Source organism: Rhizobium sp. BK650 (genome assembly GCF_014195325.1).
Lineage (GTDB): Bacteria > Pseudomonadota > Alphaproteobacteria > Rhizobiales > Rhizobiaceae > Rhizobium.
On sequence record NZ_JACIBK010000006.1, the window covers coordinates 157,874 to 182,970 of the forward strand.

The following is a 25,097-nucleotide window of genomic DNA, read 5'->3' on the forward strand; positions in this document are numbered from 1 at the left end:
CAATGGCAGCGTCCGACCCATTCATTCTGTTCCGGGACGATACGACCGGCGAAGTCATGCTCTTCGCCGATCCTGAAACCATGATCGTTGCCCAGACGCGCGCAGAATTCCTGCCGGCGCTCGAGCGGATAGAGGAGGCGCGAAAGGCCGGCAAGTGGCTTGCCGGCTACATGGCCTATGAGGCCGGCCATCTTTTCGAAAGGAAACTTGCCCCCTTTGCGGAAGAGAACCGCGACACGCCGCTGTTGCTGTTCGGCGTCTTCGATGCGCCGCAGCCGGACGAGCATCCGCTGGCGAGATCGCGGCAACGCCTGAAAAACGAAGAATTCCTGACTGCTCCGAAGGCTGGCTGGGATTTCCCTATATATAAAGAGCGTTTCGAACGCCTGCACCGGCATCTTCGCCTCGGGGACATCTATCAGGCCAACCTGACGATGCCGATCGAAGCGCACTGGAGCGGCGACCCACTTGCCGCCTTCTGGTCACTGATCGACCGCCAGCCTGTGAAATATGGGGCATTTGTCGATCTCGGCGGCCCCGTCATTCTTTCCCGCTCGCCGGAACTGTTCTTCCGCACCGACGAAGATGGCTGGATCGAGACCCATCCGATGAAGGGTACGGCCAAGCGTGGCGCCACGCCGGCCGAAGACGCAGAGATCATCGAAGCGATGAAGGCGGACATCAAGACGCAAGCGGAAAACCGCATGATCGTCGATCTGCTGCGCAACGATATTTCACGCATAACCGAAGTCGGCACTCTCGATGTTCCAAAGCTCTTCGAAGTCGAGACCTATCCGACCGTCCACCAGATGGTCAGCCACGTTCAGGCGAAGCTCCTACCCGATCTTTCAATCCGCGACATCTTCGCAGCCCTCTTTCCATGCGGCTCGATCACCGGCGCACCGAAGATGCGCGCCATGGAAATCCTCCATGACCTCGAAGAAGGCCCGCGCGATGCCTATTGCGGCGCAATCGGTATGATCTCGCCCAATGGCGCCATGCGCTTTTCCGTCGCCATCCGCACTATAACGCTCTTCGATGGCGGTAGGGCCGTCTTCAACGTCGGCGGTGGCATCGTCTTCGACTCCACTGACGAAGCCGAATATGAGGAATGCCTGCTCAAGGCTCGTTTCGCCGTCGGAGACCAATGGATCGCCCGATGACAGATTTTTCGCTGATCGAAACGCTGCGCTGGCAACCGGACGAAGGCTTCATTCGCCTGCGTCTGCACCTCGCCCGCCTCTCCCGCTCCGCCCGACGCATCGGTTTTCCCGAGCCGATGCATGTGGTCGCGAAGCTGGAAGAGGCGGTAAGGGATGAAAAGGGACCGTGCCGTATCAGGTTGACCTTCGACGGCCAGGGCTGGATCGACGTTACCACTGCACCCTTCACGGCGCTGCCGCAAGACACAGTCTGGAAACTCCGTATCGCCGGTACGCGTCTCGATTCCACCGACAAGCTGCTGCGTATCAAGACCACGCGCCGGGCTGTCTATGAAACGGCGCGCGCCGAGTTCACGCCGCAGCAGGCGGATGAAGTCATCCTGCTCAACGAGCGGCAGGACGTCTGCGAGGGAACCATCACGTCTGTCTTCCTCGATGACGGCTCCGGCATTCTCAGGACTCCGCCGATCTCCTGCGGCCTGCTCGCCGGCGTGCTGCGCACCGAGCTCATCTGCCAGCGAAAGGCCCGCGTCGGTCGCATCACGCTCGATGATCTGAACAGGGGTAAACTTTACGCTGGAAATTCGCTGCGCGGCCTGATCCGCGCTACGCTACAAAAGGACTGACCATGCTGATCCTCGCCTTGACCTATGTGAAGCCCAACGAAGAGGCCGACAAGCACATGGAGCCGCATATGGCCTGGGTGAAGGAAGGATATGCGAAGGGCTGGTTCCTTGCTTCCGGCCGGAAGGTACCACGCACCGGTGGGGTCGTTCTCGCCGTTGGCGAGCGCGCGGAGATCGAAGCCTATGTCGCCGCCGACCCCTTCACCATCCATGGCATCGCTGAATATGAGATCACCGAAGTCGCGCTGACAACGGTGACAGAAGGGCTGGAGGCTCTGAAGCGTTAAGTCGCCAACCGCTTCTCCTTGCTCGTCAGGCCCGGACAGGAGCTTCCAACGGGACGAACTCGCGCAAAAACTGCGCGCGCTTTGCGGACTTGATATTTGAGCTTTGCGACGAACGCTCTTTATTGTGACGCCATTTTGTGGTTAGAGCCGGTCACTTCGAGATCTTCGCAGCATTTCACATGAATTCTTTAGGCTAGAGGCCTTCGTTCCCTTCCAACAGGAGAAAAGAATGACGGAACAGAACTATCCGGTATATGGCGAAATTACCGGTCCGATCGTCATGATCGGCTTTGGCTCCATCGGCCGCGGCACGCTGCCCCTGATCGAGCGCCATTTCAAATTCGACAAGAGCCGGATGGTCGTCATCGACCCGCGCACGGACGACGCCCACATCCTGGAAAAGCACGGCGTCAAACATATTCAGGCATATGTGACGAAGGACAATTACAAAGAGCTGCTGAAGCCGCTGCTGACCGAAGGCGAAGGCCAGGGTTTCTGCGTCAACCTCTCGGTCGACACGTCGTCGCTCGACATCATCAAGCTCTGCCGCAAGCTTGACGTGCTCTATATCGATACCGTCGTCGAGCCCTGGCTCGGCTTCTATTTCGACAAGGACATGAAGAACGAAGATCGCACCAACTATGCCCTGCGCGAAACAGTTCGCAAGGAAAAGGCCAAGAACCCCGGCGGCACCACTGCCGTTTCCACCTGCGGCGCAAATCCGGGCATGGTGTCCTGGTTCGTCAAGCAGGCGCTGCTCAATCTCGCCAAGGACATCGGTCTGAAGTTCGACGAACCGGGCCAGGACGACCGCGAGGAATGGGCAAAGCTGATGAAGAAGGTCGGCGTCAAGGGCATCCATATAGCCGAGCGAGATACCCAGCGCACAATCCATCCGAAGCCGCTCAACGTCTTCTGGAACACCTGGTCCGTCGAAGGCTTCATCTCCGAAGGCCTGCAGCCAGCCGAACTCGGCTGGGGCACGCATGAAAACTGGATGCCAAAGAACGCCAAGAAGCACAAGAAGGGTTCCAAGGCTGCAATCTTCCTGGAGCAGCCTGGCGCCAACACCCGTGTACGCACCTGGTGCCCGACGCCCGGGCCGCAATACGGCTTCCTCGTCACGCATAACGAGTCGATCTCGATTGCCGACTTCTTCACGGTCAGGGACAAGGACGGCGACGTCACCTACCGCCCGACCTGCCATTATGCCTACCATCCGGCCAATGACGCCGTTCTCTCCCTGCATGAGATGTTCGGCAACGGCGGCAGGCCGCAGCCGGTCCTGCACGTTCTCGACGAGAACGAACTGGTCGATGGCGTCGATGAACTCGGCGTATTGCTCTACGGCCACGACAAGAACGCCTACTGGTACGGTTCACGCCTGTCGCTGGAAGAAACCCGCCGCATCGCCCCCTACCAGAATGCAACCGGCCTGCAGGTGACTTCTGCCGTACTCGCCGGCATGGTCTGGGCTCTTGAAAACCCGAAGGCCGGCATCGTCGAAGCCGACGAAATGGATTACAAGCGGTGCCTCGAAGTGCAGCTGCAGTATCTCGGCCCGGTCGAAGGCCACTACACGGACTGGACCCCGCTCGACGGTCGCCCGGGTCTCTTCCCGGAAGACATCGACACCAAAGACCCGTGGCAGTTCAAGAACATCCTCGTTCGCTGAACCCTGCCGCAATGCATCCGAAGATGCCCGCTGTCAGGCGGGCATTTTTGTAACGCCTGCTGTCTAAATGCCTGCCAGTCTGCGGCGAAGTCTTGCCATCAGGAAAGGCCCGCGCCATGTTTTGCGCGAATTTAGCCAACAATTTCCCTCCAGATTTGCCGGGAGAAGCCTTATGAAAGTCAGAATTGGTCTCGTTCTTGCGGTTGCATCGGCAGCCCTTGCCGCCTGTGTTTCATCCGGCCCGCGCCCTCTCCCCATTGCATCGGCACCCGCTCCTGCCGGTGTCGAGGGAACCTGGGCCGATCCGAACGGCATCGTCTCTACCTTCCAGGGCGGCACCTTTACGACGCGCACGACCGACAGCAACCAGCTTCTGGCCTCCGGTACCTATACCAATACCTCACCGACGCTGGTGGAAATCAACATGACTTCGCTGGTTCGTAACAAACAGTCGAAAGTCAATTGCGCTCTTGTTACGACGAGCCAGCTCAACTGCACTTCGGATGCCGGCGCACAATTCGTCCTGACCCGCCGCAGCTGAAAAGAGTAAACCTGCGAAGGCTAAGCACTGGCTGGGCTTTCGCCGGTTACTGTTTCCCTTCTTTGCTCGATCGTACGCTTGCGACATTCCCGAATATTGCGGAAGCACGCGCGAACTTTACCAAACGCCGCCAACAGCGAATGCGGCGGATAGCGGGCCGTCCTTTTTTGCCCGACTCCTCTTGGAAAGCGGCTCTCCTGGCCCAGCTTTTTTCTTGCGGCCGGGGATCGTGTGATGGAACATCCGCGCGCCGGGAAACCGTCTCGGCGGACTATGAAAGGGGCAGCGAGGATCAGGGGGATCTTCGAGCCGAATCAGGAGAACAGGGATGACGAAGTCTTTAAGCTTCGGTCTTTTGACCGCGTCTATGTTGACGTTGAGCACAAGCGCCGCATTTGCAGATTACGAACTCAATATTCTTCATATCAACGATTTCCACTCGCGCATCGAATCGATCAACAAGTTCGATTCCACGTGCTCCGCCGAGGAAGAGGGCAAGAACGAGTGCTTCGGTGGGGCTGCCCGCCTGAAGACTGCCATCGACCAGCGCCGCCAGGCTTTGACCGGCAAAAACACGCTGCTGCTCAATGCCGGCGACAACTTCCAGGGCTCGTTGTTCTATACGACCTACAAGGGCGCAGCCGAAGCCGAGATGCTGAACCTCATGAAGTTCGACGCCATGACCGTCGGCAATCATGAGTTCGATGACAGCGAGGATGGGCTCGCTACCTTCCTCGACAAGGTGCAATTCCCCGTCGTCACCGCAAACGTCAAGGCAAGCGCTGCTTCCAAGCTCGGCGACCGCGTCAAGCCGTCTCTCGTGCTCGATGTCGCCGGTCAGAAGATCGGTATCGTCGGTGCCGTCACCAACGATACCCCTGAGCTTTCCTCGCCCGGCCCGAACGTGACGATCGCCGATGACGTGCAGAGCATTACCGCAGAAGTCCAGAAGCTGAGGGGCGAAGGCGTCAATAAGATCATTGCGCTGACCCATGTCGGCTACCCGCGCGACCTTGCCTTGATCGCCAAGATCCCCGATGTCGACGTCGTCGTCGGTGGCCACTCGCACAGCCTGCTTTCGAACACCGATCCCAAGGCCGAAGGTCCCTACCCGACAATGGTCGACAATCCCGGCGGCTACAAGGTGCCGGTAGTGCAGGCGGCTTCCTACAGCAAATATCTCGGCGATCTCGTCGTCAATTTCGATGACAACGGCATCGTCAAGGAAGCCAAGGGCGATCCCATTCTGATCGATTCCTCCTTTGCGCCGGATCAGGCTGTCGCCGCGCGCATTGTCGAACTGGCAAAGCCGATCGAAGAACTGCGCAAGAAGGTGATCGGCTCCTCCGAAGGGCCCATCGAGGGCGATCGCAAAGTCTGCCGTGTCAAGGAATGCTCCATGGGCAATCTGGTCGCCGACGCCATGCTCGACCGCACCAAGAACCAGGGCGTGACCATCGCCATTCAGAACGGTGGCGGCCTGCGCGCCTCCATCGACAGCGGGGACGTCACCCAAGGCGAAGTCATCACCGTGCTGCCCTTCCAGAATACGCTTGCAACGTTCCAGTTGACCGGCGCCGATATCGTCAAGGCGCTGGAAAACGGCGTCAGCCAGATCGACCAGGGCGCCGGTCGCTTCCCGCAGGTCGCCGGCCTAAAGTTCTCCTTCGACCAGTCGAAGCCGGTCGGCAGCCGCGTCAGTGAAGTGCAGGTCAAGGATGGCGACAACTTCGTGCCGATCGACATTGCTAAAATCTATAGTGTCGCCACCAACAACTTCATGCGTGCCGGCGGCGACGGCTATGTTGCTTTCAAAGATGGCAAGAATGCCTATGACTACGGCCCGGATCTGGCCGATGTGACAGCCGCATATATCGCCGCGCATTCCCCCTATAAGCCCTACACGGATGGCCGCATCGCTGAGATAGCGCAGGCTGCACCCGCTCCCGCCCCTGCAGCGCCCCCTTCGACTCAGGCGACACCTGCTCCGACACCTGCGGCACCGGCAGAACCGGCACCGGCGCCCGCCGCTCCTGCCCCGGCAACGGAACCCGCACCGGCCCCGGCAGCCTCCACGCCGGCACCGCCTTCGAGCCATGTCATCGTCGCCGGCGATACCTTCTGGGATCTCGCCAAGACCTTCTACGGCGACGGTGCCGCGTGGCGCAAATTGTCCGAAGCAAATGGCAGCCCGAACCCGCGCCATCTGAAGATCGGCGAGGAAATCCAGGTTCCTGCCAAGTAAGACGATATGTCCCGATCATGAGCGCTGGTCCGGGGTTTCCCGGGCCGGCTTTTCTCCCTATAGGGTGAACCGTTATCGATCGGCTGCGTATAGCCGGTGAGACATGAAAGCGCGTTGGGGCCAGAATGACAGATACTTCACTCCGCCCGGCGGACCATCCTGCCGTCAAATTCGGCAAGATCGGCGTCCTGCTGGTCAATCTCGGCACGCCTGACGGCACTGATTATACGTCCATGCGTCGATATCTGCGCGAGTTCCTGACCGACAAGCGTGTCATCGAATGGTCGCCTTGGAAATGGTATCCGATCCTCTTCGGCATCGTCCTCAACACACGCCCGCAAAAGGTCGGCAAGGCCTATGAAACGATCTGGAACAAGGACCTGAACGAGAGCTGGCTGCGTACCTATACCCGCAACCAGTCGGACTTCATGGCAGAACGCCTGAGGGACCTGACCAACGTCAAAGTCGATTGGGCGATGCGCTACGGCACCCCGTCGATCCCCTCTCGCCTCCAAGCGCTGAAAGATGAAGGCTGCGACCGCATCCTGCTCTTCCCGCTCTATCCGCAATATGCGGCCGCCACGACCGCGACCGTCAACGACAAGGCCTTCCAGAAGCTGCTCACCATGCGCTGGCAGCCGGCGCTGCGCACTGTGCCGGATTATCACGACGACGAGGCCTATATCGAAGCGCTCGCCAAATCCGTCGAACGGCATCTTGCCGCGCTCGACTGGAAGCCGGAAATACTGGTTGCCTCCTTCCACGGCATTCCGCTCTCCTATTTCCAGCAGGGCGATCCCTATTACTGTCAGTGCCAGAAGACCGGCCGCCTGCTGCGCGAGCGCCTCGGACTGACAAAGGAAAATTTCATGGTCACCTTCCAGTCCCGCTTCGGACCGGAGGAATGGCTGCAGCCCTATACCGACAAGACCGTCGAGAAGCTGGCGCAGGATGGCGTCAAGCGCATAGCCGTCATGAACCCCGGCTTCGTTTCCGACTGTCTGGAGACACTGGAAGAGATTGCCGAACAGGCCGCCCATTCCTTCAAGCACAATGGCGGCGAACAGTTCGCGCATATTCCCTGCCTGAATGACAGCGAGGACGGCATGCAGGTGCTGGAAAAAGTCGTGCGCCGTGAGCTGCTGGGCTGGGCATAATTGACGCGGCGCCAGATTTTCTGCGCCCTGCAATAGATAAAAACGTCCCGCGCGCCAGATCTGAAGAATGGCCGATAGGCGATCGCAATCGAGCCAGAAGCGTCGCTGCGGCCCGCTTGGCGGCCTGTTGCTTTATTGATCTGGACGTACTTTATGATTTCGGGTTTCAGAAAATTGATTGTCCTCGCCTGCTTGCTCGTCATCGCCGGTGGCGGTTATCTCGCGTGGGAGCGCTATCTGCGGGTCCATGCCAACGCCCCTCCCGAAGGCATCGTCGGTCAGGTCGCATGTCAGCTCCGCCTCCGCGATGTCAAAACCAGCAATCTGAGCCCAGACGATCAGCCGTTCCTCACAAATTGCCTGATGGGCGGCTATATTACAAAGAGCGACCTGGACGACGCCGGCCTATCACCCTGATTTGACAGGCGAGCTGTCATTCCTTCCTTGCAAAGAACATGCTAACTCACCACGTCAGATACGTGGGCTTGGGAGGAATACATGCTACTGAGCGGCTTCGATATCGTTGTAATCGCCTTGGTGATCTTCGTCATCCTGGTGCTCTTTGCGGCCATCAAGACGGTTCCGCAGGGTTATCGCTACACGATCGAGCGCTTCGGCCGCTATACGCGCACGCTGGAACCCGGCCTGAACCTGATTACCCCTTTCATCGAGCGCGTCGGCGCCAGGATGAATGTGATGGAGCAGGTGCTGAACGTGCCGACTCAGGAAGTAATTACCAAGGACAATGCCTCGGTCTCGGCCGATGCCGTATCCTTCTACCAGGTGCTGAACGCCGCTGAGGCCGCCTATCAGGTTTCCAACTTGGAAAATGCCATCCTGAACCTCACCATGACCAATATTCGTACCGTCATGGGCTCCATGGATCTCGATGAGTTGCTCTCCAATCGCGATGCGATCAACGACCGGCTGCTGCGCGTCGTCGATGAAGCCGTGCAGCCCTGGGGTATCAAGGTCACCCGCGTCGAGATCAAGGATATCCAGCCGCCGCGCGACCTCGTCGACGCGATGGCCCGCCAGATGAAGGCAGAGCGCGAGAAGCGTGCCCAGGTGCTGGAGGCCGAAGGTGCGCGCAATGCACAGATTCTGAGAGCCGAAGGCGCCAAGCAGTCCGCCATCCTTCAGGCCGAGGGCCAGCGTGAAGCCGCCTTCCGCAACGCCGAGGCCCGTGAGCGCCTGGCCGAGGCGGAAGCCAAGGCAACACGCATGGTCTCCGAAGCCATCGCCGTCGGCGACGTGCAGGCGATCAACTATTTCGTGGCGCAGAAATACACGGAAGCGCTGGCATCGATCGGCCAGGCGAACAATGCCAAGGTCGTGCTGATGCCGATGGAGGCCTCGTCGATTCTCGGCTCGCTCGGCGGCATAGGAGCGATTGCCCGCGAAGTCTTCGGCGAGGACAGCAATCCGCCGCCGCGTCCGCGCTCCGGTCCGGTGCGCTCGACGCCACCGGCCCCGCCTGCGCCGAACCCGTTCAATCCTAACCCGGAGCGATGAACTATGCTGGCGAAGATCGTCGGCGAACTTGGTCCGTGGAGTTGGTGGGTGGCAGGCCTCGTGCTGCTTGCCGCCGAGTTGATCGCGCCGGGCTTCTTCCTTGTCTGGATCGGCCTTGCAGCGCTTGCGGTTGGCGCGCTCTCGCTGCTTTTCTGGGATGCAACCTTCTGGGCCTGGCAGCTTCAGGCAATCCTCTTCGCCGTCTTTGCAGTCCTCGCCACATTCATCGGCCGGCGGCTGACGCTGCGCAGCGACAAGACGGATGAGCCCTTCCTCAACCAGCGTGGCGCGAGCCTCGTCGGCCGCACAGCCACTCTGCACGAACCGATCCGCGAAGGCCGCGGCCGCATTCGCCTCGACGATACGACGTGGCGAGTGTTGGGGCCCGATCTACCGGCCGGAACGCAGGTCAAAGTGATTTCGAGTAACGGCCGAGACTTGATAGTCGAGCCAACCTGATCAGGCAACGCCGATCCGCAAGAGATCATGGAAATGGATGAGCCCGATTGGCCGCTGCTCGTCATCGACGACGATAAGCGCGCCGATCTTATATTGCTCAAGCAACGCCAATGCCGCGGTCGCCAGTACCGTGGGCCTGACCGTCTTCGGCGAGCGCGTCATGATGTCGTCAACCGTCAGCTCCGCGAGGTTGCGGCTGAGGTTGCGTGACATGTCGCCGTCCGTGATGATGCCGCAAAGCCGACCCTCTCCATCCAGCACGCCGACGCAGCCGAAATGCTTGTGCGACAGGACTTTAATCGCGTCCGGCACGGACGTGCCCTTTGCGACCAGCGGCAGACGGTCACCGGTATGCATGATATCGGCAACATGCATCAAGCTCGCCCCCAGCTTGCCGCCGGGATGAAAAATACGGAAATCTGTCGCCGTGAAGCCGCGCGCATCCAGAAGCGAGATTGCCAGTGCATCGCCGAGCGCAAGCTGCATCATCGTCGACGTGGTTGGCGCCAGCCCGTTCGGACAGGCCTCTTCCTCATTAGGGATCAGCAGCGCAATATCCGCAGCCGTTGCCAGTGAGGATTGGGGGCTGCAGGTCATGGCGATCAGCGGAATGGAAAAACGCCGCGTGTAGGAAATGATGCTCTTCAGTTCCGCGCTTTCGCCGCCCTTGGAGATCGCAAGCACGACATCGTCCCCAGCAATCATGCCGAGGTCGCCATGGTTGGCTTCCGCCGCATGCACAAAAAAAGCGGGCGTGCCCGTTGAAGCGAAAGTGGCGGCGATCTTCGTACCGATATGGCCGCTTTTGCCGACACCGGTCACGATCACGCGGCCGGTATTCTCGCCAATCATCTCGACCGCACGTGTAAAAGGCCCGGCTAGCCCGTCATCGAAAGCACGTTCCAAGGCCTCAAGGGCACGTCTTTCGATGCTGACGGTACGCTTGCCAGACTCCAGGACGCTGTTTTCGACGAGTTTTACCGCTCTCCTGATCATGGCAATGCGTTAGACCTTTTCACTTTACCTGTCCACCCAGCAATGTTTCCCATGTATGAACGCGACGTCCGCGCGGCAACGAATGGTTAACCACAAGGCTTTACCCTTGAGTAAGACTTAAAAGCATTTCAGGCGCGGATTAAATGGGCCAGGGAAAACAGACGAGCAGTGCGACGCCGCTCCGCGCCAAGAGCCGTGTCGTCTCCGTCGCGGCTATCGGTCTGCTGATCGCGCCCCCTGCTTTCGCTCAGCAGATCGCGTCGCAACAGCAACCAGCAGGCACAACGAATTCGCGCACGGCGGCCATCTCCGCGACGCAGGGCGCCGGCACCAATAATATCGCGGATATCGGTGACGCAGATGCCGCCCCCAATGCCGCCGCCAACAGTTCGGGCGCAGACACCGAGGCTGCCCCCACCCCAACACCGCAGCCCGATAACGAGATTACGGGTGCGATCCTCGATGAGGACATGCGCAGGCTGAATACCCGCGAACCGCGCCTGGACGAAACACCGGCGCGCAGAGCGCAGGAAAGCGCTTCGACCGAACAGACGCCCGGCATCCCTCTTGGCAGCTTCATCCTGCGCCCGAGCGTCACTCAAACCATCAACAGCGAGACCACGAAGGACGGCGCAACGAAAAAGAGCCGCGGCTTCCTCGAAACCGACATGGGCGCGAGGCTGACCTCCGACTGGAGCCGGCATCAGTTGACCGTCACCTCCGAAGGTGCCTGGCAGAAGAACATCAGTGGCGAGGGTGAAGAACAACCGTCCTTCAAGATCGACGCTGATCTGCGGCTGGACCTGACACGTGACACCACCGGCCACATTACCGGCGGCTATAATTTCTATCGCGAAGACACAGACGATCCGAATGCGATCACCAATGCCGATCAGCAATCCGATGTGCAGGAATTTACAGGCGGCGCGTCCATCGAGCACGACTTCGGCATTTTGCGCGGCACCGCCGCCATTGCGCTTTCGCGCTCGATCTATTCCGATGCCGAACTCTCGAACGGCGCGACAGTTTCGATGAGTGACCGCAATCAGACGACGGGCACGGTGCGCGGCCGCATTGGCTATGAGCTTTCGCCGGCACTCATTCCCTTCATCGAAGCGTCCGTTGGTAAGACCAATTACGACGAGCGCACCGATTCCTCGGGTTATCAGCGTTCGGGAGACAGCTATGGCGCCAAGGGTGGCGTTCAGCTCGATATGGGCGAAAAACTCAAAGGCGAGGTCGCGGTCGGCTATGCGACGGCGGATTTCGATGACAGCCGCCTGAAATCAATCGATACCGCAACACTCGATGCCAGTCTGCTCTGGTCGCCAATCCGCGGCACGAACGTCAATCTCAACCTTCAGACCAGCATCCAGCCTTCGACCGCAGCCGGCGAAAGCGGCTATGTCTCACACCAGTTGACGACGACAGTCGATCATCAGCTTCGAGACAATCTCGTGACGACAGTCATTGGCGGCGTGACCCTGCGCAATTATCCGAACGGCAGCACAATAAGCGACGAGACGGTTTATACCACCTCGACCGGCCTTATCTGGAATATCAATCGCTACCTCGACTTCACCAGCACGCTTGGCTACGAGCTGACGAGCCGCAAAGAGGGCGACGACTCGCAGCAATGGCGAGCCGGCGTCGGTCTTAGATTGAAGCGCTAAACAGCATTACTGCAGGCGGGCAAGCAGGTTCCTGAAGCCGCCTTCGACGGTCGGGCGGATGTCCGCACGCTCGAGAGCGAAGGCTACGTTGGCGAGGATGAAACCATCCTTGGCACCGCAATCGTAAGTCTCACCCTTGAAATGGTAGCCTGCGAAAATCTGTTCCTTGAGCAGCTTCAGCATGCCATCGGTAAGCTGGATTTCGTTGCCGGCACCGCGCTCCTGGGTTTCCAGGATCTTGAAGATCTCCGGCTGCAGGATATAGCGACCGTTGATGAAAAAGTTGGAAGGAGCGGTACCCTTGGCCGGCTTTTCTACCATGCCAGTGATGCGGAAGCCCTCGCCGACCGCCTCGCCAACGCCGACGATGCCGTATTTATGTGCCTGGTCGGGAGCGCATTCCTCGACAGCGATGATATTGCCGCCGCTGTGCTCATAGAGTTCGATCATGCCCTTCATGCAGCCCTTCTGATCCTTCATGATCATGTCGGGCAGAAGCAGTGCAAAAGGCTCGTCGCCGACAATCTCGCGGGCGCACCAAACGGCGTGACCGAGACCGAGCGGCTCCTGCTGACGGGTAAAGCTCACCGTGCCTGCCTTGGGAAGCTGTTGCTGCAGCAGGGTGATTTCCGCCTTCTTGGCGCGTTCCTTGAGCGTCTGCTCAAGCTCGAAATGAATATCGAAGTAATCTTCGATGACATGCTTATTACGACCAGTAACAAAAACGAGGTGTTCAATGCCTGCTTCAAGTGCTTCGTCGACAACATACTGAATGATTGGCTTGTCGACGACAGTCAGCATTTCCTTCGGAACCGCTTTTGTAGCAGGAAGGAACCGCGTTCCCAGACCTGCGACCGGAAATACTGCCTTACGAACTTTCTTATTCAGAGCCACACCGACCTCCTGTTTTGATTATACCGCTTTTACTCAACGCTATATCCATTTGAACTAGTATAGAATTGCTACCGTTTTGCAAATGGTGACTGGCCCGGCCGTCCATGGTAAAGAATTTGTTGACTCCGTTCCTGTAATTTCGGCGTAGAGCGGACATGACGTACCGCCCAGGCTAAAACTGAAGATGACGGATACGACTGCCGATGACCCAGAAATGCACAAACTCCCTTCGTGGTCTTGCTCTCGCCATCGTTGTCGCCACAGCGGCTGGATTGGCCCCCAATAACGCAAAAGCGGATGCCCGGTTCCAGAATTGGATCGCGGACTTCTACCAGACTGCCGCACAGAGTGGCATCAGTAAGGCAACCTATCAGAAAGCCTTTTCCGGGGTCACCGAGCCCGATCCGACCGTGCTGGACAAGGCAACCTATCAGCCTGAATTCACATCAAAAATATGGGACTACGTCGATTCCCGCGTCAACCCCTACACTGTGGAAATCGGCCGCAAAATGGCCATTAAGCATGCCAGGACGCTCGACCTTATTCAGCGTCGCTTCGGCGTCGACAAGTCGATCCTGCTTGCCATTTGGTCGATGGAATCAAACTACGGTGCAGTACTCGCTAAAGATGAGCGCCTGCACTATGTTCCGCGCGCACTCGCAACGCTTGCCTATGCCGATCCAAAACGTGCAAAATACGCCAAGAAGCAGTTGATCGCAGCGTTGAAGATCCTGCAGAACGGCGACGTACCCGCCAGTGAATTGACCGGCTCCTGGGCCGGCGCTATGGGCCACACCCAGTTCATCCCGACCAGCTACCTTCTCTATGCGGTCGACGCTGATGGCAACGGCCATCGCGATATCTGGAACTCCGTGCCCGATGCGCTGGCAACCTCGGCCAATCTTCTGATGAAGAACGGCTGGGACACCGGCAAAACCTGGGGTTATGAGGTGGTGGTCCCTGCATCTGCGGCGAAGCAGGTGGGCAAGACGCATACGCTTGCGCAGTGGGCCGAGCTTGGTCTGAAACGTCCGAGCGGCAAGCCCTTCAAGGAAGGCGATACCCGCGCCATGTTGAAAATGCCGGCGGGCACGGACGGTCCCGGTTTCCTGATGACGGGCAACTTCTTCACGATCAAGAACTACAACGCGTCCGATAGTTATGCGCTCGCCGTCGGCCTGCTTGCTGACCAGATTTCAGGCTACGGCGGCATGCAGCAGCGCTGGCCGCGTCCGGAAGGCGCGCTCGACATCACCGAGAAGTTCGAGCTGCAGACGCGTCTGAAGACGCTCGGCTACTATAGCGGCGATGTCGACGGAAATTTCGGCTCCGGCTCAAAGGCCGCCATTGCCGCAGTGCAAGAGCGTTTCGGCATGCAGCCGGATGGTGAGCCGTCACTTTCGCTTCTCGACGCGCTGCGCCGTTAGAGCATGTCGCGCACAAGTGTGCAGTGGTCGTGGCAATCTGAAAGACCGCGCGCCTTGGAGCGCCGTGCGTCAGATATAGAAACTACGCTCTATCTCTTTGAATCCACACATAGGCTTTTCCGAAAATCGATGCCGCTTTTCGGGGCCGATGCCGTAGAAGCGGGAAAAGCGTGACCTAGATAATGATGTGGAGTGGACGGAAGCCGCTGCCTATGCAAGATGCCCGGCAGATGCGGAACTGCCCGATGACGAAAAAAACTGAACGGACCCGATGGAGGAGCAGGCTCGCACTTGCCGCAGCCACGCTCTCGCTTTGCCTTGGTTCGATGGCGCCAGTCCACGATGCCGAAGCCCAGGAACTCCGGTATCAACGCCGCTCCATTCTGGATTTCCTCCTTGGGCGCCGTTACATCGATGAGGAGCCGCAGCCGGAAATGCGGGACCAGCCGAGACGGCAGCAGCAGCGCCGACGCCCGCCGCCCGCGCCGCAGAAGGCCATCATCCCGACCCGCACGGCACCTGTGGCCCCTGCTGAGCCTGTCGTTCAAAAACTGAATAACGCTCAGAAAATCCTTGTTGTCGGTGACTTTCTCGCCGGCGGTCTTGGCGATGGCCTCGCCGCTGCCTTCGAAACCTCGCCCGGCGTCATTGTCGAAGCCCGCAGCAATGTCTCTTCCGGCCTTGTACGCGACGACTACTACAACTGGGCCGGCGAGCTGCCGAAAATGATCGACGAACTGAAGCCGGCAATGGTCGTCGTCATGATAGGCGCCAATGATCGCCAGCAGATGGTGACTGATGCCGGCAAGGAAAAATTCCGTACCGACGGCTGGTTTACCGAATATCAGCGTCGCGTGCTTGCCTTCGGCAAGGAAATCACCAACCGCAAGGTCCCGTTGCTCTGGGTCGGACTTCCCGCATTCGAATCCGATTCGATGACGGCGGACGCTGCGCAGATGAATCAGCTCTATCGCAATCAGATGGAAAGCATTGGCGGCGAATTCGTCGATATCTGGGACGGCTTCGTGGATGAAAATGGCAAGTTCATCGTCACAGGCTCGGATATCAACGGCCAGCAGGTACGTCTGCGCACCACTGACGGCGTCAACCTCACGCAGGCCGGCCGCCGCAAGCTCGCCTTCTATGTCGAAAAGCCGGCACGCCGCATCCTCGGCACTCAGGCAAGCCCCGATCTTGTGCGTCTCGACGCCGGCAACCTGCCGGGCCTGACGCTGCCGGCCAATCCGATGGAACGTACGCAGCCGATCAGCCTGTCAGATCCGAATCTCGATGGCGGAGCCGAACTGCTTGGCGCCGGCAAGACACTTCCGGTGACGCTGGCGAAATCGCCGCGCGATCTCCTGGTCGAACGGGGAGAGATGGCACCGGCACCGGCAGGCCGCATCGACGACTATCGGTTGCCAGCGCTCAAGACGCCGGCCGAAATTTCTGTGAAATGAGAAAGGGCCGCCTGAGCGGCCCTGATAAGAGGCTTACTTGGCTGTCGTCTGCGGCCAGGTCAGATAATAGAAGTCGGAGCCAATCTGGCCGAAATAGGCATTGCTGCCATCGGCCTTGTCGACATAGTGGTCGCCTTGCTTGACGAAGGACGCATCATCGCCACGCTTCAGATGCGCGTTGAGGAAGTCATTCCAGCCGCTGGCATCGATATCAATACCCGGTTTGCTGTCCGTATCGGCTTCGTCCGGATTGTCGACATCCCAGGCGGTGATCGAAACACCCTGTATCGGGTCGGAAATCGTCAGGGTGCCATTCTCAAGCGCGGCCAGCATATCATGCGCCGTACCATCAGCCCCCTCCTGCTTGGCCGCCTCTTCGAGCTGTTTCTTGAGCATCGCCATGAAGGAAGAACTCGTGACATCGGGCTTGTCGCTCGATGTATCGGTTGTGTCGTCCGTCTGGTCGTTCTGCGTCGAAAGCCTGTCGAGCAGGCTTGCAAGCGCATTGTTGGAAAGCAGTGACGACGTATCCGGATCCAGACCGTAGCTGCTGAGGATACTGGCAGCGCCGGAGGAAGCAGTCGCACTCTGGCTGTCGTCGTCATCCGAACCGCGTAGGTTCTTCAGGGCATATTGGGCTGAGACCAGCCGCGTACTGTCGATTGCGGAAACCATGGTTTGTCCTTTGCAATGGCCCGCGGCGACCATGTCCCTTGCGCCGCGGCCAACAGTGAAACGCTTTCGACTGACGGGTGGGGGCAAGTCCGGCCAGTCGCCGCAGGCCAGTTGTGCCTGCACAAGCAAGGAAGCTGCAGTTCGGAAATTGCATGAGGCTTGCCTCAAGCTCAGGCGCGTCAAGCGGTCGCACCACGAAAAACTCCGCCGGAATGCGGCGGAGTTTGTAGTGCAGGGAATTATTCCGGCCAATTAGCGCGGCAGAACCGTCGAACCCATCAGCGCTTCGTCGATGGCGCGAGCCGCCTGGCGGCCTTCGCGGATTGCCCAAACGACCAGAGACTGGCCGCGGCGCACGTCGCCCGCGGTCCAGAGTTTGTCGACCGAGGTTTTGTAGTCGCGGTCATTAGCCACGACGTTGGTCGAGCCGCGCTTGTCGACATTGAGCGACAGCTTGCCGTCTAGTTCCTTCAGCACGCTGTCGTTGAACGGGCCGCTGAAACCGATTGCGATAAACGCAAGGTCGGCCTTGATGACGAATTCCGTCCCTGGAACCGGCCGGCGACGCTCATCGACTTCACAGCATTTCACACCCGTCAACACACCGTCTTCTCCGATGAATTCGAGCGTGGCCACCTGAAATTCGCGGATCGCGCCTTCGGCCTGCGAAGAGGAGGTGCGCATCTTCGTGGCCCAGAACGGCCAGACGGCAAGCTTGTCTTCCTTCTCAGGCGGCTGCGGACGAATGTCGAGCTGGGTCACCTTGACCGCACCCTGACGGAAAGCCGTGCCAACGCAGTCCGAAGCCGTATCGCCGCCGCCGACGACAACGACATGCTTGGCGCCGGCCAGGATCGGATCCGACGGCCAGCCGGTGCTGTCGATGTTCTCGCGGCCGACGCGCTTGTTCTGCTGTACCAGATAGGGCATCGCGTCATGCACGCCGACAAGATCGGTGCCAGGAATGCCGGCTTCGCGCGGCGTCTCGGAACCGCCGCAATAAAGCACGGCATCATACTCAGCCAGAAGCTGCTCGACTTTCACGTCGACGCCGACATTGACGCCGCAATGGAAGGTCACACCTTCACCCTTCATCTGTTCGACGCGGCGATCGATGAAGTTCTTCTCCATTTTGAAGTCTGGAATGCCGTAACGCAGCAATCCGCCCGGCTTCGCCTCACGCTCGTATACATGCACGTCATGGCCGGCGCGACCAAGCTGCTGGGCCGCCGCCATGCCGGCAGGGCCAGAGCCGATGATCGCAACCTTCTTGCCGGTATGGATCGTCGCCGGCTGCGGACGGATGAACCCGAGCTCGTAAGCCTTGTCGGCAATCGCCTGCTCGACCGTCTTGATGGCAACCGGCGTATCCTCGAGGTTCAGCGTGCAGGCTTCCTCGCAGGGAGCCGGGCAGACTCGGCCCGTGAATTCCGGGAAGTTATTGGTCGAATGCAGGTTCTGGATCGCCGCTTCCCAGTTGTTGTTGTAGACGAGGTCGTTCCAGTCCGGAATCTGGTTATGAACAGGGCAGCCGGTCGGGCCGTGGCAATAAGGGATGCCACAGTCCATGCAGCGCGCTGCCTGTTTCTGTACTTCCGGGTCCGACATCGGGATTGTGAATTCGCGGAAATGCCGGATCCGATCCGACGCCGGCTGATACTTCGCTACCTGCCGGTCGATTTCCAGGAAACCTGTTACCTTGCCCATATTTTCGTCCCTTACCCTCATGACCGCCTCGCCCGCGGCCAGTTGTCTATTCAGCCTCGATCGCGGAGGCAGGTTGTTTCGTTTGACCGTCATCAGAACATATCCCCTGAAAGCCATCCACGCGGTTGCGCAAGCTTCAGGCTTGCAGCTGATCGTCGTTGAGTCATCGAGATATTTCAGTCACCCGCCACGCGCTGCTGAGGCGTGGCGGATTGTTCGGTGCAATTATTCGGCAGCGATGCCCATCCGGCTGCGTTCCATTTCCTCAAGCGCGCGGCGATATTCGACCGGCATGACCTTGCGGAATTTCGGGCGGTAGTCAGCCCAGTGCTCAAGGATTTCCTTGGCACGGGTGGAGCCCGTGTAGTGCAGATGGTTGGAAATCAGCTGGTAGAGGCGCTCCTCGTCGTGACGCGTCATGTCACCGGAAACGTCGACACGCCCCTTGTGCATGAGATCGCCGCCGTGATGGTGCAGTTTCTCCAGCATGTCATCCTCTTCCGGAACCGGCTCGAGTTCGACCATGGCCATGTTGCAGCGGCTGGCGAAATCGCCGGCCTCGTCGAGAACATAGGCCACGCCGCCGGACATGCCGGCCGCGAAGTTGCGGCCCGTTCCCCCGAGCACCACGACCACGCCGCCCGTCATATATTCGCAGCCGTGGTCGCCCACGCCCTCGACGACAGCGATGGCACCGGAGTTACGAACCGCGAAACGCTCGCCCGCGACACCGCGGAAGTAGCACTCGCCCTCAGTCGCGCCGTAGAGAACAGTGTTGCCGACGATGATTGAGTTTTCAGCGACGATCTTCGAGTTCTCAGGCGGGCGGATGATGATCTTGCCGCCGGAAAGACCTTTGCCGACATAGTCATTGCCGTCGCCGATCAGGTTGAAGGTGACGCCGCGGGCCAGGAACGCGCCGAAGCTCTGCCCGGCCGTACCCTTCAGGGTGACGTTGATCGTGTCCTCCTTCAGGCCGCGGTGGTTGTAACGCTTGGCCACTTCGCCCGAGAGCATCGCACCGGCCGAGCGGTCGACGTTCCTGATATCGACCTCGAAGGCAACCGGCGTCTTCGATGCCAGTGCCGGTTCGGCTGCCGCGATCATCTTGCGATCGAGAATGTCGTCGATCGGGTGCTTCTGACGCGTCGTCCAGTAGGTCTCTTCCTTCGGTGCATCGACCTTGTGGAAGATCTTGGCGAAGTCGAGCCCCTTGGCCTTCCAGTGCGCCAGCATCTCGTCCTTCTCGAGCAGCTCCGAAGCGCCGATGATCTCGTCGAGCCTGGTGAAGCCGAGGGAGGCCAGAATTTCGCGCACCTCGTTGGCGACGAAGAAGAAGTAGTTGATGACGTGCTCGGGCGTGCCCTTGAAGCGCTTGCGCAGGACCGGATCCTGCGTCGCCACGCCGACCGGACAGGTGTTGAGATGGCACTTGCGCATCATTATGCAACCGGCCGCAATCAGTGGAGCGGTTGCAAAACCAAACTCGTCAGCACCGAGCAGCGCGCCGATGATGACGTCGCGGCCTGTCTTCAGACCACCGTCGACCTGCAAGGCAACGCGCGAGCGCAGACCGTTCAGCACCAGCGTCTGCTGTGTCTCGGCAAGGCCGATTTCCCAGGGCGAGCCAGCATGCTTCAGCGAGGTGAGCGGCGAAGCACCCGTGCCGCCGTCGAAACCGGCAACCGTGATGTGATCGGCGCGCGCCTTGGCAACGCCGGCCGCAACCGTGCCGACGCCCACTTCCGAGACGAGCTTGACAGAGACATCCGAGGTCGGGTTGACGTTCTTCAGGTCGTAGATCAGCTGTGCCAGATCTTCGATCGAATAGATGTCATGGTGCGGCGGCGGCGAAATCAGGCCGACGCCCGGGGTCGAGTGACGGGTCTTGGCAACGACCGCATCGACCTTGTGGCCGGGCAGCTGCCCGCCTTCGCCGGGCTTGGCGCCCTGCGCGACCTTGATCTGAAGCACATCGGCATTGACGAGATATTCCGTCGTAACACCAAAGCGGCCGGACGCGATCTGCTTGATGGCCGAACGCTCGGGGTTCGAAGAACCATCAGGCAAAGGCATGTAGCGGTCGCTCTCTTCGCCGCCCTCACCGGTGTTCGACTTTCCTCCAATCCGATTCATGGCGATGGCGAGCGTCGTATGCGCCTCTCGGCTGATAGAGCCGAAGGACATTGCGCCCGTCGAGAAGCGCTTGACGATGTCGACTGCCGGCTCGACACTATCGAGGGACACCGGTTTGCGGCCAAGCGCCTCCGCGCTCTTGATCTTGAAGAGGCCGCGGATCGTGTTCATACGCAAGGCGGAGTCATTCACCATCTCGGCGAACTCGCGGTAGCGATCTTCGGCATTGCCACGCACGGCATGCTGCAGGGCAGCCACGGCATCTGGCGTCCAGGCATGGCTTTCACCGCGCATGCGATAGGCATATTCGCCGCCGATATCGAGCGTACTGGCAAGCAGCGGATCGCGACCGAAGGCTGACTTGTGACGGGCGACGGTCTCGCGCGCGATCTCTTCGAGACCAACACCTTCAATGGTCGTTGCCGTACCGAAGAAGTACTTGTCGACGAATTCGGACTGCAGGCCGATCGCGTCGAATATCTGCGCACCGCAATAGGACTGATAGGTCGAGATGCCCATCTTCGACATGACCTTCAGGATGCCCTTACCGACTGCCTTGATGTAGCGGTAGACGACTTCGTTAGCGTCGACTTCCTTCGGAAATTCACCCTTGGCATGCATGTCGAGCAGCGTGTCGAAGGCGAGATAGGGGTTGATCGCTTCCGCACCGTAGCCGGCCAGCAGGCAGAAATGATGCACTTCGCGCGGCTCGCCGGTTTCGACGACGAGACCGACCGAGGTGCGTAGCCCCTTACGGATCAGGTGGTGGTGCACGGCAGCGGTTGCCAGCAGCGCCGGGATTGCGATGCGATCAGGCCCGATCTGCCGGTCAGAGAGCACGATAATGTTATAGCCGCCCTTGACCGCCGCTTCCGCGCGCTCGCAGAGACGGTCGAGCATCTCGGGCATGCCTTCGGCGCCACGCTCCACATCATAGGTGAAGTCGAGCGTCTTGGTGTCGAAACGATCTTCCGTATGACCGATCGAGCGGATCTTTTCGAGATCGCCGTTGGTAAGGATCGGCTGACGCACTTCGAGCCGCTTGGCATTCGCCATGCCTTCGTGGTCGAGAATGTTGGGACGCGGGCCGATGAAAGAAACGAGGCTCATGACGAGCTCTTCGCGGATCGGATCGATCGGCGGGTTCGTCACCTGCGCGAAGTTCTGCTTGAAGTAGGTATAGAGCAGCTTCGACTTCTCGGACATGGCCGAAATCGGCGTATCCGTGCCCATCGAGCCGATCGCTTCCTGGCCCGTCGTTGCCATCGGCGACATCAGTATCTTGGTGTCTTCGCTCGTATAGCCGAAGGCCTGCTGGCGATCGAGCAGCGAGACATCGCGGCGAAGCGCGCGCGGTTCGACCGGCTTCAACTCTTCCAGGATGAGCTGGGTGCGGTTCAGCCAGTTGCGATAGGGATGAGCGTTCGCAAGCTGCGCCTTCACCTCGTCGTCGGAGATGATGCGGCCTTCTTCCATATCGATCAGCAGCATCTTGCCTGGCTGCAGGCGCCACTTCTGGATAATGCTCTCTTCGGCAACCGGCAGCGTGCCGGCTTCGGATGCCAGAATGACGCGATCGTCGTCGGTGACGAGATAGCGGGCCGGACGCAGGCCGTTGCGGTCGAGCGTGGCACCGATCTGCTTGCCGTCGGTGAAGGCAACGGCAGCCGGTCCGTCCCATGGCTCCATGAGAGCGGCATGATATTCGTAGAACGCCTTGCGTTCTGGCGACATGGACTGGTTGCCGGCCCATGCCTCCGGGATCAGCATCATGACCGCATGCGACAGCGAATAGCCGCCGCGCAGGAGGAATTCGAGCGCGTTGTCGAAACAGGCGGTATCCGATTGGCCTTCATAGGAGATCGGCCAGAGCTTGGAGATATCCTCGCCGAACAACGGAGAAGAAACAGAAGCCTGACGCGCCGCCATCCAGTTGACGTTGCCGCGCAAGGTGTTGATTTCACCGTTATGGGCAACCATGCGATACGGATGCGCCAGCTTCCAGGACGGGAAGGTGTTCGTCGAGAACCGCTGGTGCACGAGAGCGACCGCGCTTTCGAAGCGCGGGTCCGACAAGTCTTTATAGTAGGCACCGACCTGGTAGGCCAGGAACATGCCCTTGTAGACGACGGTCGTGCTGGACAGCGACACCGGATAGAAGTGGCTCTCCTCGCCGTCGAATTCATCATAGATCCGGTTGGAGATCACTTTGCGGAGCGTGAAGAGCCGGCGCTCGAATTCATCGTTCGTCGCAGCATCCTTGCCGGCGCCGATGAAGACCTGCACATGATGCGGCTCGGTCGCAGCAATCGCCGGGGCCTTGGAAAGCGAGGAATTGTCGACCGGCACGTCGCGGAAACCGAGGAAGATCTGACCTTCTTCGGCGATGACGTCCTTGATCACCTTCTTGAAATGTTCGATCTGCTTTTCGTCGCGCGGCATGAAGATATGGCCGACGCCATATTCGCCCGCCTTGGGCAGAGTGATGCCTTGCTGAGCCATTTCCTCGCGGAAGAAGCGGTCGGGAATCTGCACGAGAATGCCCGCACCGTCGCCCATCAACGGATCGGCGCCGACGGCACCACGATGCGTCAGGTTCTCGAGAATGAACAGGCCGTCCCTGACGATCTGGTGCGACTTCTGGCCCTTCATATGCGCGACGAAGCCGACACCGCAGGCATCGCGTTCATTGCGCGGATCGTAAAGCCCCTGTTTTTTCGGCAGACCGGAGGCGGATTTACGCGTATTGGCCGTTGCGCGCAGGTCTGCTGCTGCGAACTGGTCAATATCCGTGGATGGCGTCATCTTCGTCATCATCTTTCCTCCTGTCAAAGCCCGCGCGGCTGCGGGCGGCTTTTTCGTCGCGCACCGCACCTTTTAAAGATAGGTGCGGCGCATGACAGCGCTGTTGCATCGTGAAGATCCGGTCGCAGACGTCTGCTTTTCAAGGAAAGCAAATCGCCGCGTTCCGCGCCTGCCATTCGCCTGCGCGCGCCGCCGTCTGAGGGCTAGACGCTCGAAGGAACTATAGCGTCAAAGCTGCCCTGCACCAGGGCTTTCGGCGCCTCTTCGGCCAAGAAGACCAAATAGGACAGCAACCCTGTCCTAATTCATCACCTCTATGCCAGAAACAAATCCGCACCACAAGAGCGACCCATTAAAAAAACGCCAAATTGCGACGGAAGATTGCCAGATCCCCAGGAAGGGCGACATAAAATTACGCCATTCTATATCATTTTGTTTTATTGATGCGCAGTTCAATTTCTGTGATGCATACCGACTTCTGCCCTTGATCCTGTGAAGCCTTGGCGTAATGTCCCTTCCCGAACCTTCCGCCTCTTTCATTCTCAATGGCTTCCTTCATGATCTTTGCTTCCGACAATTGGGCTGGCGCTCATAAATCGATCGCCGAACGCCTGCTCGCAGAATCCGCCGGTTTTGCCGCCGCTTATGGCAACAGCGATCTCGACAGAAGAGTGGAAGCACACTTTTCCGAAATCTTCGAACGCAAGGTTTCGGTCTTCTTCGTCGCGACAGGCACCGCCGCCAACTCGCTTTCGCTGGCAAGCGTCCAGCGCCCCGGCGGGATCACCTTCTGCCATCGGGAAGCCCACGTGATCGAAGATGAATGCGGCGCGCCGGAATTCTTCTCCGGCTCCGCCCGCCTCGCGGCCGTCGACGGCGAAGCCGGCAAGATTGATCCGGTCAAGCTTTCCGCAAAGATCGAGAACTTCCCCGAGGACTCCCTGCGTCGTGGCCGGGCCACCGCAGTGACCATCACCCAGGCAACCGAAATCGGCACTGTCTACTCCCTGCCGGAAATCGGCGAAATCTCTGCCATTGCCAAGAAACGCAATCTGCCGCTGCATATGGATGGCGCCCGCTTCGCCAACGCATTGGTTGCACTCAACGCAACGCCTGCCGAAATGACCTGGAAGCGCGGCGTCGACATCCTCTCTTTCGGCGGCACGAAGAACGGCTGCTGGTGTGCGGAAGCGATCGTCTTCTTCGATCCGGAGCAGGCGAAGGAAATGCACTTCATCCGCAAGCGCGCTGCCCAGCACTTCTCCAAGTCGCGTTTTATCGCGGCTCAGTTCGACGCCTATTTCGATAATGGCCTCTGGCTCGATCTCGCCCGTCACTCCAACGGTATGGCCGAACGCCTGCGCGCCGGTATCGGCGCCAGCAATTCCGCTCGCCTCGCCTGGCCGACGGCCTCGAACGAAGTCTTCGCTGTCATCCCGAAATCCGCAGCGAAGACTGCGGAAGGCAGAGGCGCGAAGTTCCACGAGTGGCCAATGCCGGCCGGCATGCCGGAACTGGTTTCGGAAGGCGAGACGCTCATTCGTCTCGTGACCAGCTTCGCCACGACGGAAACCGATGTCGATGGTTTCCTGAAATGTCTGGCTGCCTGATTTCACTGCTGCCGGAATCCCCCGGCGGAGTTTTCGACTGAAGTGC

At 59.6% G+C, this 25,097-nt stretch carries 20 protein-coding genes; 14 read left to right on the forward strand and 6 right to left on the reverse strand.

The window, feature by feature from the left end; all coding sequences use genetic code 11:
- The first annotated feature begins 2 nt into the window (after positions 1 to 2).
- The 10 genes from FHX15_RS16515 to FHX15_RS16560 all read left to right on the forward strand — a co-directional run bounded on the left by FHX15_RS16515 (position 3) and on the right by FHX15_RS16560 (position 9,668).
- Complete coding sequence (locus FHX15_RS16515) at positions 3 to 1,163, forward strand: aminodeoxychorismate synthase component I (RefSeq protein WP_184398895.1); 1,161 nt, start codon at positions 3 to 5, stop codon at positions 1,161 to 1,163.
- Positions 1,160 to 1,789, forward strand: a complete 630-nt coding sequence (locus tag FHX15_RS16520; protein WP_184398897.1) for an aminotransferase class IV family protein — start codon at positions 1,160 to 1,162, stop codon at positions 1,787 to 1,789. Before FHX15_RS16515 ends, FHX15_RS16520 begins: the two co-directional genes overlap by 4 nt.
- Before the next feature lie 2 nt (positions 1,790 to 1,791).
- Positions 1,792 to 2,076, forward strand: a complete 285-nt coding sequence (locus tag FHX15_RS16525; RefSeq protein ID WP_184398899.1) for a YciI family protein — start codon at positions 1,792 to 1,794, stop codon at positions 2,074 to 2,076.
- Between the two features lie 229 nt (positions 2,077 to 2,305).
- Positions 2,306 to 3,751, forward strand: coding sequence for a homospermidine synthase (locus FHX15_RS16530; protein ID WP_184398901.1), 1,446 nt, complete (start codon positions 2,306 to 2,308; stop codon positions 3,749 to 3,751).
- 172 nt (positions 3,752 to 3,923) lie between these two features.
- Positions 3,924 to 4,292: an outer membrane lipoprotein Omp10 gene (gene omp10, locus FHX15_RS16535; RefSeq protein ID WP_184398903.1), complete on the forward strand. Its 369-nt coding sequence runs from the start codon at positions 3,924 to 3,926 to the stop codon at positions 4,290 to 4,292.
- Positions 4,293 to 4,620: 328 nt separating this feature from the next.
- Positions 4,621 to 6,537 (forward strand): bifunctional metallophosphatase/5'-nucleotidase, encoded by a 1,917-nt coding sequence (locus FHX15_RS16540; protein WP_184398905.1) that lies wholly within the window; start codon positions 4,621 to 4,623, stop codon positions 6,535 to 6,537.
- Positions 6,538 to 6,662: 125 nt separating this feature from the next.
- On the forward strand, positions 6,663 to 7,694 hold the full coding sequence (gene hemH, locus FHX15_RS16545) for a ferrochelatase (protein ID WP_184398907.1): 1,032 nt from the start codon (positions 6,663 to 6,665) through the stop codon (positions 7,692 to 7,694).
- A 153-nt stretch (positions 7,695 to 7,847) separates the two neighbouring features.
- Entirely contained in the window at positions 7,848 to 8,111 is a 264-nt protein-coding gene (locus FHX15_RS16550; protein ID WP_184398909.1) for a hypothetical protein, read from the forward strand.
- A gap of 81 nt (positions 8,112 to 8,192) precedes the next feature.
- Complete coding sequence (locus FHX15_RS16555) at positions 8,193 to 9,209, forward strand: SPFH domain-containing protein (RefSeq protein WP_184398911.1); 1,017 nt, start codon at positions 8,193 to 8,195, stop codon at positions 9,207 to 9,209.
- A 3-nt stretch (positions 9,210 to 9,212) separates the two neighbouring features.
- Positions 9,213 to 9,668: an NfeD family protein gene (locus tag FHX15_RS16560; protein WP_184398913.1), complete on the forward strand. Its 456-nt coding sequence runs from the start codon at positions 9,213 to 9,215 to the stop codon at positions 9,666 to 9,668.
- Here the strand turns inward: FHX15_RS16560 and FHX15_RS16565 are convergent, their stop codons facing one another.
- A complete protein-coding gene (locus tag FHX15_RS16565) occupies positions 9,669 to 10,664 on the reverse strand; it encodes an SIS domain-containing protein (RefSeq protein WP_184398915.1) in 996 nt (331 codons plus the stop codon).
- Between the two features lie 143 nt (positions 10,665 to 10,807).
- Between FHX15_RS16565 and FHX15_RS16570 the strand changes: the two genes are divergently transcribed.
- Positions 10,808 to 12,337 carry an outer membrane beta-barrel protein gene (locus tag FHX15_RS16570; protein ID WP_184398917.1) on the forward strand — a complete coding sequence of 510 codons (1,530 nt, stop codon included), beginning with the start codon at positions 10,808 to 10,810 and terminating at the stop codon, positions 12,335 to 12,337.
- 6 nt (positions 12,338 to 12,343) lie between these two features.
- On the opposite strand, the gene galU is transcribed toward FHX15_RS16570, so the two are convergent.
- Complete coding sequence (gene galU / locus FHX15_RS16575) at positions 12,344 to 13,231, reverse strand: UTP--glucose-1-phosphate uridylyltransferase GalU (protein WP_184398919.1); 888 nt, start codon at positions 13,229 to 13,231, stop codon at positions 12,344 to 12,346.
- Between the two features lie 203 nt (positions 13,232 to 13,434).
- On the opposite strand from galU, the gene FHX15_RS16580 reads away from it, so the two are divergent.
- The gene (locus FHX15_RS16580) at positions 13,435 to 14,658 is read left to right on the forward strand and encodes a lytic murein transglycosylase (protein ID WP_184398920.1); all 1,224 of its coding nucleotides are present in this window, start codon (positions 13,435 to 13,437) and stop codon (positions 14,656 to 14,658) included.
- Positions 14,659 to 14,903: 245 nt separating this feature from the next.
- Positions 14,904 to 16,118: an SGNH family hydrolase gene (locus tag FHX15_RS16585; RefSeq protein ID WP_184398922.1), complete on the forward strand. Its 1,215-nt coding sequence runs from the start codon at positions 14,904 to 14,906 to the stop codon at positions 16,116 to 16,118.
- 33 nt (positions 16,119 to 16,151) lie between these two features.
- Here FHX15_RS16585 and FHX15_RS16590 read toward each other — a convergent pair whose 3' ends face one another.
- The 4 genes from FHX15_RS16590 to FHX15_RS31475 form a co-directional block, all read right to left on the reverse strand.
- Complete coding sequence (locus FHX15_RS16590; RefSeq protein WP_184398924.1) at positions 16,152 to 16,793, reverse strand: hypothetical protein; 642 nt, start codon at positions 16,791 to 16,793, stop codon at positions 16,152 to 16,154.
- A 252-nt stretch (positions 16,794 to 17,045) separates the two neighbouring features.
- Positions 17,046 to 18,500, reverse strand: coding sequence for a glutamate synthase subunit beta (locus FHX15_RS16595; protein WP_184398926.1), 1,455 nt, complete (start codon positions 18,498 to 18,500; stop codon positions 17,046 to 17,048).
- A gap of 225 nt (positions 18,501 to 18,725) precedes the next feature.
- Positions 18,726 to 23,450, reverse strand: a complete 4,725-nt coding sequence (gltB, locus tag FHX15_RS16600) for a glutamate synthase large subunit (RefSeq protein WP_184399272.1) — start codon at positions 23,448 to 23,450, stop codon at positions 18,726 to 18,728.
- Between the two features lie 418 nt (positions 23,451 to 23,868).
- Positions 23,869 to 24,000, reverse strand: coding sequence for a hypothetical protein (locus tag FHX15_RS31475; protein WP_281413819.1), 132 nt, complete (start codon positions 23,998 to 24,000; stop codon positions 23,869 to 23,871).
- Between FHX15_RS31475 and FHX15_RS16605 the strand changes: the two genes are divergently transcribed.
- Positions 23,999 to 25,051 (forward strand): threonine aldolase family protein, encoded by a 1,053-nt coding sequence (locus FHX15_RS16605; RefSeq protein WP_184398928.1) that lies wholly within the window; start codon positions 23,999 to 24,001, stop codon positions 25,049 to 25,051. The genes FHX15_RS31475 and FHX15_RS16605 overlap by 2 nt on opposite strands.
- The last annotated feature ends 46 nt before the right edge of the window (positions 25,052 to 25,097 follow it).

Coding starts and splice junctions, on each gene's coding strand:
- FHX15_RS16570 (WP_184398917.1), top strand. CDS start 10,808: ATGGGCCAGGGAAAACAGACGAGCAGTGCGACGCCGCTCCGCGCCAAG.
- FHX15_RS16580 (WP_184398920.1), top strand. CDS start 13,435: ATGACCCAGAAATGCACAAACTCCCTTCGTGGTCTTGCTCTCGCCATC.
- FHX15_RS16540 (WP_184398905.1), top strand. CDS start 4,621: ATGACGAAGTCTTTAAGCTTCGGTCTTTTGACCGCGTCTATGTTGACG.
- FHX15_RS16605 (WP_184398928.1), top strand. CDS start 23,999: ATGATCTTTGCTTCCGACAATTGGGCTGGCGCTCATAAATCGATCGCC.
- FHX15_RS16550 (WP_184398909.1), top strand. CDS start 7,848: ATGATTTCGGGTTTCAGAAAATTGATTGTCCTCGCCTGCTTGCTCGTC.
- FHX15_RS16555 (WP_184398911.1), top strand. CDS start 8,193: ATGCTACTGAGCGGCTTCGATATCGTTGTAATCGCCTTGGTGATCTTC.
- FHX15_RS16595 (WP_184398926.1), bottom strand. CDS start 18,500: ATGGGCAAGGTAACAGGTTTCCTGGAAATCGACCGGCAGGTAGCGAAG.
- FHX15_RS31475 (WP_281413819.1), bottom strand. CDS start 24,000: ATGAAGGAAGCCATTGAGAATGAAAGAGGCGGAAGGTTCGGGAAGGGA.
- FHX15_RS16530 (WP_184398901.1), top strand. CDS start 2,306: ATGACGGAACAGAACTATCCGGTATATGGCGAAATTACCGGTCCGATC.
- omp10 (WP_184398903.1), top strand. CDS start 3,924: ATGAAAGTCAGAATTGGTCTCGTTCTTGCGGTTGCATCGGCAGCCCTT.
- hemH (WP_184398907.1), top strand. CDS start 6,663: ATGACAGATACTTCACTCCGCCCGGCGGACCATCCTGCCGTCAAATTC.
- FHX15_RS16525 (WP_184398899.1), top strand. CDS start 1,792: ATGCTGATCCTCGCCTTGACCTATGTGAAGCCCAACGAAGAGGCCGAC.
- FHX15_RS16520 (WP_184398897.1), top strand. CDS start 1,160: ATGACAGATTTTTCGCTGATCGAAACGCTGCGCTGGCAACCGGACGAA.
- FHX15_RS16560 (WP_184398913.1), top strand. CDS start 9,213: ATGCTGGCGAAGATCGTCGGCGAACTTGGTCCGTGGAGTTGGTGGGTG.
- FHX15_RS16585 (WP_184398922.1), top strand. CDS start 14,904: ATGACGAAAAAAACTGAACGGACCCGATGGAGGAGCAGGCTCGCACTT.
- FHX15_RS16565 (WP_184398915.1), bottom strand. CDS start 10,664: ATGATCAGGAGAGCGGTAAAACTCGTCGAAAACAGCGTCCTGGAGTCT.
- FHX15_RS16590 (WP_184398924.1), bottom strand. CDS start 16,793: ATGGTTTCCGCAATCGACAGTACGCGGCTGGTCTCAGCCCAATATGCC.
- gltB (WP_184399272.1), bottom strand. CDS start 23,450: ATGACGAAGATGACGCCATCCACGGATATTGACCAGTTCGCAGCAGCA.
- FHX15_RS16515 (WP_184398895.1), top strand. CDS start 3: ATGGCAGCGTCCGACCCATTCATTCTGTTCCGGGACGATACGACCGGC.